This is a genomic window from Arenibacter sp. P308M17 (genome assembly GCF_003426735.1).
Lineage (GTDB): Bacteria > Bacteroidota > Bacteroidia > Flavobacteriales > Flavobacteriaceae > Arenibacter.
Genome location: NZ_QVON01000002.1, coordinates 77,051 through 93,106, shown reverse-complemented (window position 1 = coordinate 93,106; position 16,056 = coordinate 77,051). Strand labels below are relative to the sequence as shown.

Genomic DNA, 16,056 nt, shown 5'->3' with positions numbered 1-16,056 from the left:
AGGAAATTTAATTTCTATGCAACGTCTATTTGCTTTCATTTTTGTACCCCTCCTATTGTTCCTGGTCCTTTTTAGTGCCTGTAAGGAAAATGCTGGGGAAGCCGAAAACATTTCCCATAAGGGCAATGAAATAAATATGTCCAGGGCCAAACCTGAAAAAAATCAGTTGTCGGATGTGTTCAAGAATTATTGGTATTCGGGAAAGGCTGAAATTTCATCCTTTAAATTGGAACAGGCCCGTTACGGGGAACTTCGAAGTGGAACTGCGGTTTTAATATACGTTACCGAACCTTTTTTGGCGGACAAACAGGTGAAGGCCGATAATTCGAATCCAGACAATATTTCCGTACTAAAGCTGAACAGTACCAAAAAATTCCTGACCGGAATCTATCCCTATTCCATAATGAACAGTAGTTTTTATCCCGTATCGGACAATCAACATGCCATTAAATTAACCGCTTCCGTTCAGGAATGGTGCGGTCAGGTATTTACCCAATTGAACAACAGGGATAAATTTGAGGTAAGCTCCTTTTCCTATTTTGAGGCCGAAGGAGACCAAACCATCACTTTGGACAAAACGCATTTGGAAAACGAAATATGGAACAAAATAAGGATCGATCCAAACAATCTCCCAGTGGGCAACATTACAATGATCCCCTCTTTGGAATATATACGCTTGGCACATAAACCGCTAAAAGCCTATGAAGCCCGGACGGAAATAAAAACGGAAGCAAATATGGCCACTTACAAAGTCACCTATCCGGAATTGGATAGAACCCTGGCGATAAGCTTTAGTGCCACCTTCCCTTATACCATAGAAAATTGGTCCGAAACCTATAATAACGGGTTTGGGCCCAATGCCCAAACCCTCACTACCAAGGCAACGAAAATAAAAACATTAAAAAGGGCCTATTGGCAGGAAAACAAAAATAGTGATGTATTTTTGCGGGACAGTTTAGGATTGTAATTTTATGGAAACATTTTTTTTGGAGTACAAAAAGGAATTATTGGGTACCGGAATATGCTTGTTGGTACTTTTAATATTGAAGTATTTAGGTACCAAGGCAATACAAAAAGTAGGTAAAATAAGCGATATCAATGAAGTTCGTACCCGGTTGATCGTAAAATATTCCACTGTTGGACTCACGGCTTTTGGAATAGTTGCGCTTATACTGATCTGGGGGGTAGAAATGAAGGATATTGGTCTTGTCTTCTCCTCCGTTTTTGCGGTTATTGGGGTGGCCCTTTTTGCGCAATGGTCCATATTGAGCAATGTTACCGCCGGGGTTATCCTATTTTTCTCATTTCCGTTTAAAATAGGGGATAAGATTAAAATAATGGATAAGGAAATGGAATTGCCAAATGAAGCATATCTTATTGAGGATATCAGGGCATTTCATGTCCATCTTAGAAGGAGTAATGGAGAATTGATTACCTACCCCAACAATATGATGCTTCAGAAAGCAATTGCTATGGCACAAACCTATGAAGACTCCATGGAAAGCAGTGAAGTTTTATAAGCTGTTAAAGTAGTTGTAAAAATTACGGCTTCGGATTATATATTTCTATATTTGGGAACCAACTAAAACTATCAATTATGCGCCTTACTTGGGTATTCTTTTTTGGGATACTGTTCTCCTGCCAGCTTATCAAGGCTCAAGCACCTAAAAAAAATACTTCTTCGGACCTATTCCATTCCATTCAAAAATTAAATTTTTTGGGTTCCGCCCTCTATATTGCCGCTCACCCCGATGATGAAAATACGCGGCTTATTTCCTATCTATCCAATGAAGTGAAGGCAAAAACGGCCTACTTGTCATTGACCCGTGGAGATGGAGGCCAAAATTTAATAGGTTCCGAACTTAGGGAATTGTTGGGGGTTTTGCGTACACAGGAATTATTGGCTGCCAGGCGTATAGATGGCGGAGAACAGTTTTTTACAAGGGCGAATGATTTTGGCTACTCCAAGCACCCTAATGAGACCCTTAAAATCTGGAACAAAGAGGCGGTGCTAAGTGATGTTATCTGGATCATACGCAATTTTAGACCGGATGTGGTCATCAACAGATTCGATCATAGATCTCCAGGTTCCACACATGGGCATCATACCTCTTCGGCCATGCTCAGCTATGAGGCTTTCGATTTGGCCAACGATCCCAATGTGTATCCGGACCAACTAAAAAGCACGGACGTTTGGCAACCAAAACGGCTATTTTTTAATACTTCCTGGTGGTTTTACGGCAGCGAGGACCAATTTCAAAAAGCGGATAAATCCAAAATGATCGCTCTGGATGTGGGAGTCTATTACCCTTTAAAGGGCGTATCCAATAACGAAATAGCCTCCCTTGCCAGTAGCCAGCACTTGTGCCAAGGTTTTGGAAGAATGGCAACCAGGGGCAGTGAAAACGAATATATAGAACTTTTAAAGGGCGATCTCCCCAATAATGAATCGGATATTTTTGATGGAATAAATACCACTTGGTCGCGCATTGAAGGTGGGGAAGCCGTTGGTAAGATCTTATATGCAATTGAAAAGAATTTTGACTTTGAAGAACCGTCAAAACACCTACCACAACTTATAGAAGCGTATAAGGCCATTTTGAAGTTACGGGACGGACATTGGAAGAATATCAAGAAAAAGGAATTGGAAGCTATTATCCAATCGGTCTGTGGACTTTATCTGGAGGCTTCCGCAACAGCGCCCCATACCTACCCCGGCAGTAGTATCCCCATAGATATTGAAGTGTTGAATAGAAGTCGTGCCGATATTAAACTTGCAACTGTTTCCACGGGTACGGATAATCCTATAATCAAAGAGATTGTCCTGGAAGAAAATAGGAAGGAATTGTTCCAAATACCTCTAAATGTCCCAAATAATACAGCTTACACCAGTCCCTATTGGCTGAACAATAAAGGCACTACCGGAATGTATGATGTTAGGGACCAAAATTTAATTGGTAAACCGGAAACTCCCCATGCCTTTGAAGTAAATTTTGAATTGGAATTCAACGGATTTACCATAAACATTAAAAAACCGATTGTCTATAAGTATTCCAAACCGGAAAAAGGGGAAATATATCAACCTTTTGAGATATTACCCGAGGCAACGGCAAGCTTTAAGGACAAGATAATTATTTTTGCCAATTCCGAACCCCAGGAAATTCCGCTCATTATAAAAGCCCATAAGGACAATGTAAAGGGCGAAATACAACTGCATTATGGAAAAGGCTGGAAAGTGGATCAAGAAATCAAACCTTTTGAAATAGCAAAAAATGGGGACCAGCGAATTTTACATTTTCTCCTTAGGCCCCCCACTAAAGAAGATGAAAATTTTATCTCGGCGACCATCAAAGTGAATGGCAAGGAAATAACCAAGGAGTTGATAGAAATTTCCTATGACCATATTCCCAAACAATCGGTGCTTATGCCTTCGGAAACCAAAGTGGTCCGTCTGGATATTCATAAGAATGGGGAAAATATAGGATATATAGACGGGGCCGGCGATGAAATAGCCGAAAGTCTGAAACAAATAGGATATAAGGTCCAAAAAATAGACCCTACATCCATACAGGCCGGTTCCCTGACCCATTTTGATGCCATTGTTGTGGGTATAAGAGCGTATAACGTAGTGGAAGAACTAAAATTTAAGCAACGCTATTTATTGGATTATGTAAAGGATGGAGGCAACCTCATTGTGCAGTATAACACTGCCGGCAGAAATGGATTGGAAATGGCCAACCTTGCCCCCTACCCCCTATCCATTTCACGTGACAGGGTCACGGATGAAACCTCCCAGGTAAGCATATTGGACAAAACGCACGAGTTGGTCAACTATCCCAATAAAATAACCCAAAACGATTTTAATGGCTGGGTACAGGAACGGGGTCTGTATTTTCCGGATCAATGGTCCAAGGAATTTACGCCTATCCTCGCTATGAACGATGAGGGGGAACAGGCCTTGTCCGGTAGTTTAATAGTTGCAGCTTACGGGAAGGGGAACTATATTTATACGGGCCTAAGTTTTTTCAGGGAATTGCCAGCGGGTGTAACAGGGGCCTACAGACTTTTTGCCAATATGCTTTCCATGAAACAGCGGTAAACAATGGACAATGAACAATAAATAGTTATTTACGGTAGGCCCTGATGGAAAACTCCCCTCTTGAGAGTGCCTGTCCCGCTTTTTTGCGGGAGGTTAGGGGTGTGTATTGAAGGAGATTGAGCCTGCCTGCAATAAGCAATGGACATAAGCAATGCACAATAGGCAAAAATAAAGAATTTGTAACATGGATACCCAAGGTATATAGAAACTAGTCCCGATAATTAAAGGCAAGGTTTTAACTTGTAACTTGGTAAAAGTTTAAATGAGTCCTAAACAAGAAATCACTATGTTTGATAAATTTGATTGGAAAAAAGAATATACGCTGGTGATAGCGCTCAATATTATCTATATTATAATTTTTTATTTAATAATGACCGGAAACCGATAAAATGGCTGCAATAGATTGGATCATACTTGTCGGAACCCTTGTTTTCATTGTTGGATATGGTGTCTGGAGAACAAAGGGAAGTAAAAATGTAACGGACTATGTCCTGGGCGGTCACGATGCCAAGTGGTGGACCATTGGTCTCTCGGTTATGGCAACACAGGCCAGTGCCATAACATTCCTATCCACTCCCGGACAAGCCTTTCATGATGGAATGGGGTTTGTTCAGTTTTATTTTGGCCTGCCTTTGGCCATGATTATCATATGTATTGTTTTTGTTCCCATTTATCATCGGCTCAATGTATATACCGCCTATGAATTTTTAGAAAATCGTTTTGACCTAAAAACAAGGACCTTGGCGGCATTATTATTTTTAATTCAACGGGGCCTTGCCGCCGGTATTACCATATTTGCCCCTTCCATCATTCTTTCGGCAGTGTTGGGATGGGATTTAAGAACCTTAAATATTTTAATAGGCATTCTTGTAATAATTTACACCGTTTCTGGAGGTACCAGAGCGGTAAGCGTTACCCATAAACAACAGATGTTTATTATAATGACAGGGATGTTCATCGCCTTCTTTTTTATACTTGGATATTTACCTGAGGACATTACTTTTAGCAAGGCATTGAAGATTGCCGGGGCCAGCGATAAATTGAATATTTTAGACTTTAGTGTCAATACCACTAGTAGATATACCTTTTGGAGTGGAATAACAGGTGGACTTTTTCTTGCATTGGCCTATTTTGGAACGGACCAAAGTCAGGTACAAAGATATCTTTCCGGCAAAACGGTAAGGGAAAGTCAGCTTGGACTCATTTTTAATGGATTGCTAAAGATACCCATGCAGTTCTTTATATTATTGGTGGGTATAATGGTTTTTATTTTTTTTCAGTTCAACCATTCTCCCTTAAACTTCAATCCGGCCGCTACCAATGCCATAATGGAATCTTCCTATTCGGAGGATTATAAGTTATTGGAAGAGGAACATTTGGTTTTGGAGAGCGAAAAAAGAATGGCCCAAAATAAATTTTCCGGTGCCCTTGATCTTAAGGAATACAGTGCCATTGAAGATGCCAAACAACATATTGTAAACATAAACAAGAAGGATAAGGAAAATAGAATGGCCGCCCAAGCACTAATTTCTTTGGCCAATGACAGTGTTGAGACCAATGATAAGGATTATGTATTTATTCATTTTATTTTAAATTTCCTGCCCAAAGGATTAATTGGTCTTTTATTGGCCGTGATCCTTTCGGCTGCCATGTCCTCTACCGCTTCCGAATTAAATGCGCTGGGCACGGTTACGTCCCTGGATTTGTATAAACGTAATAAAAAAGGGGAATTTACACAGGAGCATTATGTAAAGGCCTCAAAATGGTTTACCCTAATGTGGGGGGCTATAGCCATTGCAATTGCATGTGTAGCCAACCTTTTTGACAACCTCATACAATTGGTTAATATTATAGGGTCTATCTTTTATGGGAACGTTCTGGGTATCTTTTTGATCGCCTTCTTTTTTAAATTCATAAAGGGAAATGCCGTTTTTGTTGCCGCCTTAATCACACAGTGTATCGTTATTATTGGTTGGAGTTATGAGTGGATGTCCTATTTATGGTTAAATGCCTTCGGATGTTGTTTGATAATATTATTGGCGACCCTATTGGAAGGTTTTGATAGATTACTTAAAAATCCGCCCATAAAGACATAATAATTTTCTTCATTTTTAATGGTATCAATACACAACCGGCCTGCAAGATATCCAGGATCAGTAACAATTGTTGTGTTTACGCAAATATTCCTATGTAAAAAATAGCTTAATAAAGACACTGCATTTTGGCTTCGTTTTCCGCAAGGGTTCCCGGAGGGTATTTTGCTGTCCAAGAAAGGTAAAAAGTGCCTTGAAACGGAGCTATTTTAGCGCGCCAAAAAGGGGTGGACCTAGCCTATTTTCATATACGGCCCATTCATGGACTAACTATGGACTAACTATGGACTATCTATGGAGTATCTATGGACAATGACCGGCTTCCACCTGAGACCAATAAACAATGTTCCATAGTTGATCTATTCATAAAATAATCGTGACAACGAAAATTTTAGATAATTTATAAGGATTATTTCTATATTTAAGGTTAGCAAACTGTTAATATTTGCTTTATATGCCAAAAATATTCTGTTCCCATATCTTTTACTACCAATGATTAAGGAAAAATATACCATAAAGGACATTGCCCAAATGGCAGGTGTTTCCAAAGGAACAGTAGACAGGGTCCTGCACAATCGCGGCAAGGTTTCCAAAATTGCATTTGAAAAGGTAGACAAAGTACTTAAGGAAATAGACTATAGGCCCAATCCCATTGCCAGGAACCTTAAAAGAAATAAAATCTATAGAATAGACGCCTTGCTTCCCGACCCAAAGCTGGATCCCTATTGGATTCCCGTAAATGAAGGAGTTATTGAGGCCGCTAATGAGTTTGCTTCTTTTGGAATACTTGTTACCAAGCATTTTTATAATCCGAACAATAGAATATCCTTTTCGGAACAATCCCAAAAAATTGTAGCCTCAAAACCGGATGCCCTTTTAACGGCACCCATTTATAGAAAGGAATCCCAAGCGCTTTTAAAAAGTTGTTGTGAGCATCATATTATGTCGGCCATCATCAACAATCTATTGGATTCCATGGACAGGCATCTATTTATAGGACAGGACCTAAACCAAAGTGGTAGGGTGGCCGCTAGCTTAATGGATAAATTAATTGATAGAAATGACCATATTGCGATTATCCATATCAACAGGGAACCCCACATGAAGGTTAAAGAAAGTGGGTTCAAGGATTATTTTATGGCAAGACCGGACAGTAAGCTTACCATAACATCAAAGAAATTTAATTCAACAGAGAAAAAAGGCTTTGCCACCGATGTTTCCCAATTTCTTGAAAACAATCCAAAAATTTCCGCCTTTTTTGTTACCAATTCAAAGGCGCATATGCTGGTGGAGGCTCTCCTAGAGCTCAATAAGAAGGATGCGATAATTATTGGTTATGACCTTTTAGCAGAAAATATTACATTTTTACGGGAAGGTAAAATTAACTTTTTAATTCATCAGAAGCCCAAAAGGCAAGCCTATCTCAGTGTAAGCCATTTGGCTGAACATTTTCTTTTCGGCAAGCCCTTCCCCCCCCAGGAATTCCTCCCCATAGATATAATAACCACAGAAAACGTACATTATTATCTTTAATTAGGTAGCAAAAAAGCATACATCATAGCATCGACCTTAAAAATATTAAGGTTTTATTTAATGTGTTCGAACACATTTTTGGCTATACTATTTGTTTTATTAAAAAAAAAGTTTAATTTCACTATTAACTTAATATTAACAAACAACTTTTTATTAACTCAAACAACTTTATTATGGTCAAAAAATTGCTATTATTTTTTGTACTGGTGTTCGGAGCCTATCCGTTACTGGCACAAAGCAAAACGGTGACTGGTACGGTCACCGATGCTACGGACGGTTCCCCTCTACCAGGTGTAAACGTACTTGTACAGGGAACCACGACTGGATCCCAAACCGATTTTGATGGAAATTATTCCATTGAAGCCGAAAGCGGAAATGTGTTGGTATTTTCATTTCTTGGAATGAAGACACAATCCGTTACCGTAGGTGCATCCAACACCATTAATGTATCCCTTCAAGAGGATGCTGAACAATTGGGGGAAGTTGTTGTAACGGCTTTGGGTATTAAGAGGGAAGAAAAAACATTGACCTATGCACAGCAAACCGTGAGGGCCGATGAACTTGTAAAAACCAGGGATCCCAATTTTATGAACAGTATTTCGGGTAAGGCTGCCGGTGTTGAAATCAAAAAGAGCTCTTCGGGGGCAGGTGGTTCCACTAGGATAGTTTTACGGGGAAATAAATCATTAAGTGGGGACAGCTCACCTTTATTTGTGATTGACGGTATTCCAATGGCCAACAACAGGGGAGGACAGCCTGGTATGTGGGGCGGAACGGATGCAGGGGACGGACTTTCTGCCATTAACCCTGACGATATTGAAAGTATCAGTATCCTTAGAGGCTCTAACGCTGCCGTACTTTATGGTAGCCAAGGAGCGAACGGGGTCGTTGTAATAACGACCAAACAGGGTACGGCCGGTAAAACGACCGTTAGCGTGAATTCTGGATATACCTTCGAACATTATTTGGATCTCCCAGACCTTCAGTACAAGTACGGGGCCAATGGCAATGCCAAGGAAAGCTGGTCAACCACCCCTGGCGATTACAACGATGAGTATGTCGAAAATTTCTTTCAGACTGGCCATAACTTTAATAATTCCGTTACAGTAAGTGGGGGAAATGACAAGACTCAGGCCTATTTTTCTTATGGTAATATAAGTGCCTCTGGAATTACTCCGGATAATGACTATACCAAGCACAATTTTACTTTTAAGCAATCCACAAAAATGTTTAACGATAAGGTTACTGTAACCTCGAACGTTATTCTATCTTCCGAAAAAACAAAAAATAGGCTTCCTGCAGGGTACTACCTAAACCCGCTAACGGGACTCTATATGTTTCCAAGACAGCGCGATTTCTACGATTTCAAAAATAACTTTGAAATATTCAATACCGATCGTAACATGATGGTTCAAAATTGGTTTGTTTCGGATCACCACCAATCCAATCCCTATTGGATCATTAATCGTGAACCCAGAAGGGATGACTCCAAAAGGGTTATTGGAAGCTTGAACATTTCCTATGATATTATGGATAATCTTAAATTCCAGGTCAGGGGAAACTATGATTATGCCATCAAGCAGTTCGAGCAGCAACACGCAGCTACTTCCAACTCTACCAATGTGCACCCTAATGGAGCTTGGGATTATAGGAAATATGATGACGAATTGGCTTATACCGATGCCATATTGACCTATGATACCAATTTAGGCGACAATTTTAGTTTGAACGCTGTTTTGGGTGCCAGTCACCAAAAGACCAAATATGGTATTGGTGTAGAAGTAGGTACCGGCACTGTAGGCTTGCTCTACGCCAACGAATTCAACTTTCAAAACCTTCCTACCAATGTACAGGTAAGATCGATCACAAATGGTGAAGTAATTAAACAAGGAGCCTTTTTAAATGCACAATTAGGTTATAAGGAGATGCTTTTCCTAGATCTGTCCGGTAGAAACGACTGGGCCTCTACCCTGGCATTGACCGGTAACGATTCCTATTTTTATCCTTCAGTGGGCGTTACGGCCATAGTAAGTGAAATGTTTACTATGCCGGAAGCAATAAGTTTTGGTAAGTTTAGGGCTTCCTATACACAAGTGGGCAATGAAGTGCCTTTCAACAGAATAAATCCACAAAACTCTATCAACGCAAGTGGCGGTGTTGTAAGAAATACGGTAAAGCCATTTTTTGATGCCAAACCCGAAATCATAACCAGTACGGAGTTTGGTGCGGATTGGAGGTTCTTCGATAATAGATTGGGATTTGATTTTACCTATTATAGCATTTCCAGTACAGATCAGTTTATCGATGTACCCACGGTATCTGGTGAAGGTGGATATACGACGGAATATATCAATGCAGGAGAAATTACCAATAAAGGTATTGAACTTACCCTTAGTGGCACTCCTATTAGAGGGGAAGACCTTCAATGGACCACGGCATTCAACCTGGCCAGAAACGTCAATAAAATTGTGGACATTGGTCCAAATGACGAAAAGGAAATAAATCTTGGTTCCTCAGAAGGATATCAATCAAAATTGGTAGAGGGTGGTGCCTTTAACGACTTGTATGTGCTTAAATTTTTAAGGGATGACCAAGGGCGCATCTTGTTTGATGCAGGTAGGCCCTTAAGAACCGCAACTTTTGAAAAAATAGGTAACCTGGATCCCAAGTTCAGCCTAGGATGGAACAACAATATATCCTTTAAACGTTTTAATTTCGGAATGTTGATCAATGCTAAATTTGGAGGAAAGGTATTCAGTCAGACAGAGTCCATGCTAGACGGAGCCGGGGTTTCCCTAAGAACAGCGGATGCCCGTGATGCCGGCAGTGTAGCGGTCAATGGGGTAGACCAAACTTCTGGAACGCCCATTACCTCGGTGGACCCAGAAACATGGTATAGGGCTTTAGGAGATAGGAACGGAGTTGGTGAAGCCTATGTATATGACCGGACCAATATAAGAATGGCCCAACTTTCATTGGGTTATGATTTTGATGTTTCCAAATTGGGACTTCCTATATCAGCGGCCTCTATATCGTTTATTGGCAATAACCTTTTCTTTTTCCATAAGGAAGCCCCTTTCGATCCTGAATTGGCTATGAGTACCAATCAACAAGCACAAGGTTTGGACAACTTTAATCTACCCTCCACAGGAACTTATGGGTTCAATCTTAAGCTAACTTTTTAAAAAAAATAATATGAAAAAGTTCTTATTTATAATTTCAGCGGTCTTTGCCCTCGGCGGATGTACCGACAACTTTGAGGAAACCAATACGAATCCCTACCAGATTACGGGAGAATCCTTACAGCAGGATTTTAATCATGTGGGTTCCTTTTACCCTTCAATGCTGGGCCAGATTTTTGGTAACCAAATAGATCACAATTTGACCAATGTTACCTATTCCCAGCATTTGGCTACACCAACCCCATTTGTTGGTGGCATAAATAACACTACCTATTACATTCGTTGGAACGGATATTGGGGTAGGGAATACGGTAGTGTAATGGCACCAGCGAAACAAGTTATAGAAGTAGCGCAAGAAGGTGGCTATGATATGTTTGTAGAATGGGCCAATCTTATCAGAATTATTTCAATGTCTCGCGTAACCTTATATCAGGGACCTATTATTTACACCAATTACGGTACAACAGGCGACGTATTGTACGACAGTGAAGAAACCCTTTACAATGCGTTTTTCAGTGATCTGGATAGGATTATTGGAGTTTTCAGTGCCAACACGGATTACGTGGGATTGACCAAATTTGATGCCAGTTATGGAGGAGATGTAGCCGCATGGGCAAGGTATGCCAATTCCTTACGATTGCAATTGGCCATGCGCTTATCAAAGGTTGATCCTGCCTTGGCAAAGTTACAAGGAGAAAAGGCCTTGGCAGACCCTGTTGGCCTTATAGAAAGCAATGATCAGAATTTCAGGATTTCAAACTACGGTGCAAAATTCCATCCTGCAGTAATTGCATGGGAGTGGGGAGATACCAGAATGAGTGCTACAATGGAATCTATTCTAATTGGATATAAAGACAACCGAATAGCAAGTTATTTTGAGCCCGTAAGTGATATGACACTGGTTACGGACCACCCGGATTGGCCGTATAAAGGTATCCGAAACGGAGCGGAAATAGTGGCCAAGGATGACCGATTATCCTTTTCCAATATAAATGAAGATTTTAACGATCCTGCAAAAGTTACCGATAGAAAGGTCATGAGTGCGGATGAGGTTTTCTTCTTGAAGGCTGAGGCGGCATTACGGGGATGGACCGGTGCCGGAGATGCACAGGCCAACTATGAGGCAGGAGTTAGAGCTTCCTTTGAGTTGTGGGGCGCAGGTGGTGTGGATGCTTATTTAGCGGACAATACCAGCTTACCAATAGACTACAATGACCCCATTGCAACAGGTGCTGTCAACGACTTTGTTAACCAAATAACCACAACGGTTGCCTGGGACGAAGGGGCAAGTAACGAGATAAAATTGGAGAAAATTATCACACAAAAATGGATCGCGGCCTATACCAATGAAATGGAATCATGGATGGACCACAGAAGAACGGGCTATCCAAAATTACCTCCGGTGTACCAGAATAGCAGCAATGCGGATTGGGGTGTAATACCTCCAGGGGAAATTTTAAGAAGAATGCCCTTTGTACAGGCCGAAAGGGAAGGTAATGCTGTTGGAGTGGCCGATGCTACGGCCAAACTTGGAGGACCAGATGAAATCGGTACCCGATTATGGTGGGATACCGGCGGACCAAATTTTTAATATCCTAATTTTATAGAAACAGGAGAAAGCCTGTGATTTTAAGATCACAGGCTTTTTTTATAAAACAACGATATCTTCCTATCCATACAACTAGACAAAGTATTCATTCCCATTAATTTATATTGTGCTGTCCGTCAAAATTAACTAACTTACTTTACTATAAACGGTAATTTCAATCAGACTTTGATTACAAAAATTTATCGCTTTTATTACCAAATTTCCAACTATTATGAAAAAAACCTATATCAAAATATACCTTCTTTTCACAGCTGCCCTATTCCTCTCCTGCCAACAAGTAGATCATAATAAAATGTTCTCCCTGATGCCCAGCAATAAAACTGGAATCACTTTTAAACCTATCTTAAAGGAAACCGATGAATTTAATATTTTAACCTATGGTTATATATATAATGGAGGAGGGGTAAGTGCAGGCGATATCAATAATGATGGCCTTACCGACCTTTATTTTACCGGGAGCATGGTTGGAAGTAGGTTATACATAAATAAAGGTAACTTTAAGTTCGAGGAAATTGCCCAAAAGGCAGGCGTATTTGCCGAAGGCTTGTGGAATACGGGAACTACCATGGCCGATGTTAATGGGGACGGGTATTTGGATATTTACATATGCAGATCAGCGGCCAAGGACGACTTTAAAAGAAAGAATTTACTTTTTATCAACAATGGCGATCTCACATTTACAGAAAAAGCGGCCGAGTATGGGATTGATGACGCTGGCTATTCCACGCAAGGGGCATTTTTTGATTATGATAGGGACGGAGACCTGGACCTTTATGTAGTAAATCATTCCTCACAGGAATATTCCAGTTTTAGACAAATTTCCAACAATTTAAAAAAACAAAGAAACCCTGCTTATGAAGACCGACTTTATAGAAACGATAACGGAAAATTTGTAAATGTAAGCGATGATGCAGGACTTGTATCCAATGTGTTGGGTTTTGGACTTGGCATTGCGGTATCGGATGTGAATAACGACCATTGGCCCGATATTTATATATCCAATGATTTTAAGGAACAGGATTATTTATATCTCAATAACCAGGATGGGACCTTTACCGAAAGTCTTGAAAAGTATATTGGCCATACTTCCCATTTTTCAATGGGTTCGGATGTAGCGGATATCAATAATGATGGTTATCCTGAAATCATGACCTTGGACATGCTTCCAGAAAATAATTACCGCATAAAGATGGTCTCCGGACCGGACAACTACGACAAGAATAGCTTTTTGGAGAAATCCGGATTTTATTACCAGTCCATGAGGAACATGATGCATTTAAACAATCAAGGACAATCCTTTTCCGAAATTGGGCAATTTTCAGGGGTATCCAATACCGACTGGAGTTGGGCCTCCCTTTTTATGGATCTGGACAATGATGGATTTAAAGATCTGTTTATTACCAATGGGGTAAAACGGGATTACACCAATATGGATTTTATGAACTATGCCGTGCAGGAAAGAATTACCCAGAACAAAACTGGTGTTGAAACCGCCATTACCGATCTTTTGGAGAATATGCCCGCGACCATTGAGGAAAATTACACCTATCACAATAATGGGGACCTTACTTTCTCCAAGGTGAACGAGGAATGGGGGCTGAATCAGAAATCACTGTCCAACGGAGCGGTATATGCCGATTTGGACAATGACGGGGATTTGGATCTTGTAGTCAACAATATAGATGAATATCCCTTTGTGTACAGAAACAATAGTGAATTGCACACTACCAACAACTACCTAAAAATCAACTTTAAAGGTGAAGGCAATAACACCTTTGGTATTGGCTCCAAAGTCATCCTGAACAGCGGCGAAAATGTATTCATGCAAGAACTGATGCCCACTAGGGGATTTCAATCCTCGGTGGATTTTAATCTGATTTTTGGACTTGGGAAAGCAACCACTGTAGATAGTCTAAAAATTATATGGCCGGATGGTAAAGTCCAAGTTATGATGGATGTGAATACAAATCAGACCATTACCCTACACCAAAAGGATGCGAATATCATGAAGAACACCCCCGATTTGGTAATTGGAAACACCTATTTTTCCGATATCACTTTGGACAGTCTTATCCCCTATTTCCATTTGGAAAATGATTATAACGATTTTAAACGGGAACAATTGCTCCCGCACAAATTGTCTACCCAAGGACCAAAAATAGCTACGGCCGATATAAATAAAGATGGTTTGGAAGATCTCTTTATTGGAGGGGCCAAAGGCAGTGAAGGCAAAATGTTCCTGCAAACAACATCCGGGAGCTTTGTATCCGTGAATCAAAAAATATTTGAAACGGATAAGGGATCGGAAGATATTGGATGCCTTTTCTTTGATGCGGACAACGATAAGGACATGGATCTCTATGTGGTAAGTGGAGGGAATGATTTTAACGAAGATTCCATGGAATTACAAGATAGATTATATATTAACGATGGGCGGGGCAACTTCTCTAAAAGTACCAAGGCCTTACCAGAAATGATTTTGAGCGGATCCTGTGTCCAAGCTGCCGATATGGACGGGGATGGGGATTTGGACCTTTTTGTTGGAGGCCGATCGGTACCCGGTAAATATCCCACTGCGCCAAGAAGTTATATTTTACAGAACAATGGAAAAGGCACTTTTACGGATATCACATTTACTGTAAACCCAGATCTTGAATATCCGGGGATGGTTACCGATGCTCTATGGACCGATTTTGATAACGACAATGGTAAAGATCTAATTCTAGTAGGTGAATGGATGAAAATTAGAACATTTAAAAATGTAGGTGGTAAACTTGTGGAAGTTTATGACAATACTGGCCTGAATGATTCCGAAGGGTGGTGGAACAGTATAGAACAAGGAGATTTTGATAATGATGGTGATACGGATTATATTGTTGGAAATTTTGGTAGAAATTCACAATTAAAAACCTCCATTGCCGAACCCGTTACGCTATATACCAAGGATTTTGATAACAATGGCTCTCTAGACCCCATATTGTGTTCCTATGATATGGGAGAGGAATTTCCAGTTTTTTCAAAAGACGATCTGGTAGGGCAATTGAGTGTACTTAAGGCGAAATATATAAACTATTCCGACTATGCTTCGGCAAAGATTACGGATATTTTCAGTCCGGAAGCTTTAAAGGAAGCCACTATCCTAAAAGCTAAAAATTTTAGTAGTAGCTATATGGAAAATCTGGGAAAAGGAAAATTCAGGCTTGTTCCATTACCAACCGAAATACAATTCTCCCCTATTTACGGCAGCTTTGCCTCAGATGTTAACCATGATGGAAATATGGATCTTATCTTAGGGGGCAATTTTTTTGGTACCCGGGTAAAATTTGGCAGATACGATGCCAATAAGGGCAGTCTCTTATTGGGAGATGGCAAGGGGAATTTTAAACCTACTTCCATATTGGAAAGTGGTCTAAATATTGACGGGGAAATAAGGGATATTACCAAAATAGTCCTAGCGGATAAGACTGAAATGATACTGTTCGTTAGAAATAACAATAACATTGCCACGTATAAAATTAGATCCACCCAATAACAGGAAAA

Annotated in this window: 8 protein-coding genes; all 8 read left to right on the top strand. The window is 40.3% G+C overall.

Annotated features, from left to right (window positions below; genetic code table 11):
• Positions 1–16 precede the first annotated feature (16 nt).
• The 8 genes from D0S24_RS04475 to D0S24_RS04440 all read left to right on the top strand — a co-directional run bounded on the left by D0S24_RS04475 (position 17) and on the right by D0S24_RS04440 (position 16,048).
• A complete protein-coding gene (locus tag D0S24_RS04475) occupies positions 17–967 on the top strand; it encodes a septum formation inhibitor Maf (RefSeq protein WP_117018676.1) in 951 nt (316 codons plus the stop codon).
• Positions 968–971: 4 nt separating this feature from the next.
• Positions 972–1,520, top strand: coding sequence for a mechanosensitive ion channel domain-containing protein (locus tag D0S24_RS04470; protein WP_117018675.1), 549 nt, complete (start codon positions 972–974; stop codon positions 1,518–1,520).
• A 77-nt stretch (positions 1,521–1,597) separates the two neighbouring features.
• The gene (locus D0S24_RS04465) at positions 1,598–4,099 is read left to right on the top strand and encodes a PIG-L family deacetylase (protein ID WP_117018674.1); all 2,502 of its coding nucleotides are present in this window, start codon (positions 1,598–1,600) and stop codon (positions 4,097–4,099) included.
• A 389-nt stretch (positions 4,100–4,488) separates the two neighbouring features.
• Positions 4,489–6,195 (top strand): sodium:solute symporter, encoded by a 1,707-nt coding sequence (locus tag D0S24_RS04460; RefSeq protein WP_117018673.1) that lies wholly within the window; start codon positions 4,489–4,491, stop codon positions 6,193–6,195.
• 489 nt (positions 6,196–6,684) lie between these two features.
• Entirely contained in the window at positions 6,685–7,725 is a 1,041-nt protein-coding gene (locus tag D0S24_RS04455; RefSeq protein WP_117018672.1) for a substrate-binding domain-containing protein, read from the top strand.
• A gap of 173 nt (positions 7,726–7,898) precedes the next feature.
• Complete coding sequence (locus D0S24_RS04450; RefSeq protein WP_117018671.1) at positions 7,899–10,910, top strand: SusC/RagA family TonB-linked outer membrane protein; 3,012 nt, start codon at positions 7,899–7,901, stop codon at positions 10,908–10,910.
• Between the two features lie 10 nt (positions 10,911–10,920).
• Positions 10,921–12,498 carry a SusD/RagB family nutrient-binding outer membrane lipoprotein gene (locus tag D0S24_RS04445; protein WP_117018670.1) on the top strand — a complete coding sequence of 526 codons (1,578 nt, stop codon included), beginning with the start codon at positions 10,921–10,923 and terminating at the stop codon, positions 12,496–12,498.
• A gap of 229 nt (positions 12,499–12,727) precedes the next feature.
• On the top strand, positions 12,728–16,048 hold the full coding sequence (locus D0S24_RS04440) for a VCBS repeat-containing protein (protein ID WP_117018669.1): 3,321 nt from the start codon (positions 12,728–12,730) through the stop codon (positions 16,046–16,048).
• The last annotated feature ends 8 nt before the right edge of the window (positions 16,049–16,056 follow it).

Coding starts and splice junctions, on each gene's coding strand:
- D0S24_RS04465 (WP_117018674.1), top strand. CDS start 1,598: ATGCGCCTTACTTGGGTATTCTTTTTTGGGATACTGTTCTCCTGCCAG.
- D0S24_RS04450 (WP_117018671.1), top strand. CDS start 7,899: ATGGTCAAAAAATTGCTATTATTTTTTGTACTGGTGTTCGGAGCCTAT.
- D0S24_RS04440 (WP_117018669.1), top strand. CDS start 12,728: ATGAAAAAAACCTATATCAAAATATACCTTCTTTTCACAGCTGCCCTA.
- D0S24_RS04475 (WP_117018676.1), top strand. CDS start 17: ATGCAACGTCTATTTGCTTTCATTTTTGTACCCCTCCTATTGTTCCTG.
- D0S24_RS04455 (WP_117018672.1), top strand. CDS start 6,685: ATGATTAAGGAAAAATATACCATAAAGGACATTGCCCAAATGGCAGGT.
- D0S24_RS04445 (WP_117018670.1), top strand. CDS start 10,921: ATGAAAAAGTTCTTATTTATAATTTCAGCGGTCTTTGCCCTCGGCGGA.
- D0S24_RS04460 (WP_117018673.1), top strand. CDS start 4,489: ATGGCTGCAATAGATTGGATCATACTTGTCGGAACCCTTGTTTTCATT.
- D0S24_RS04470 (WP_117018675.1), top strand. CDS start 972: ATGGAAACATTTTTTTTGGAGTACAAAAAGGAATTATTGGGTACCGGA.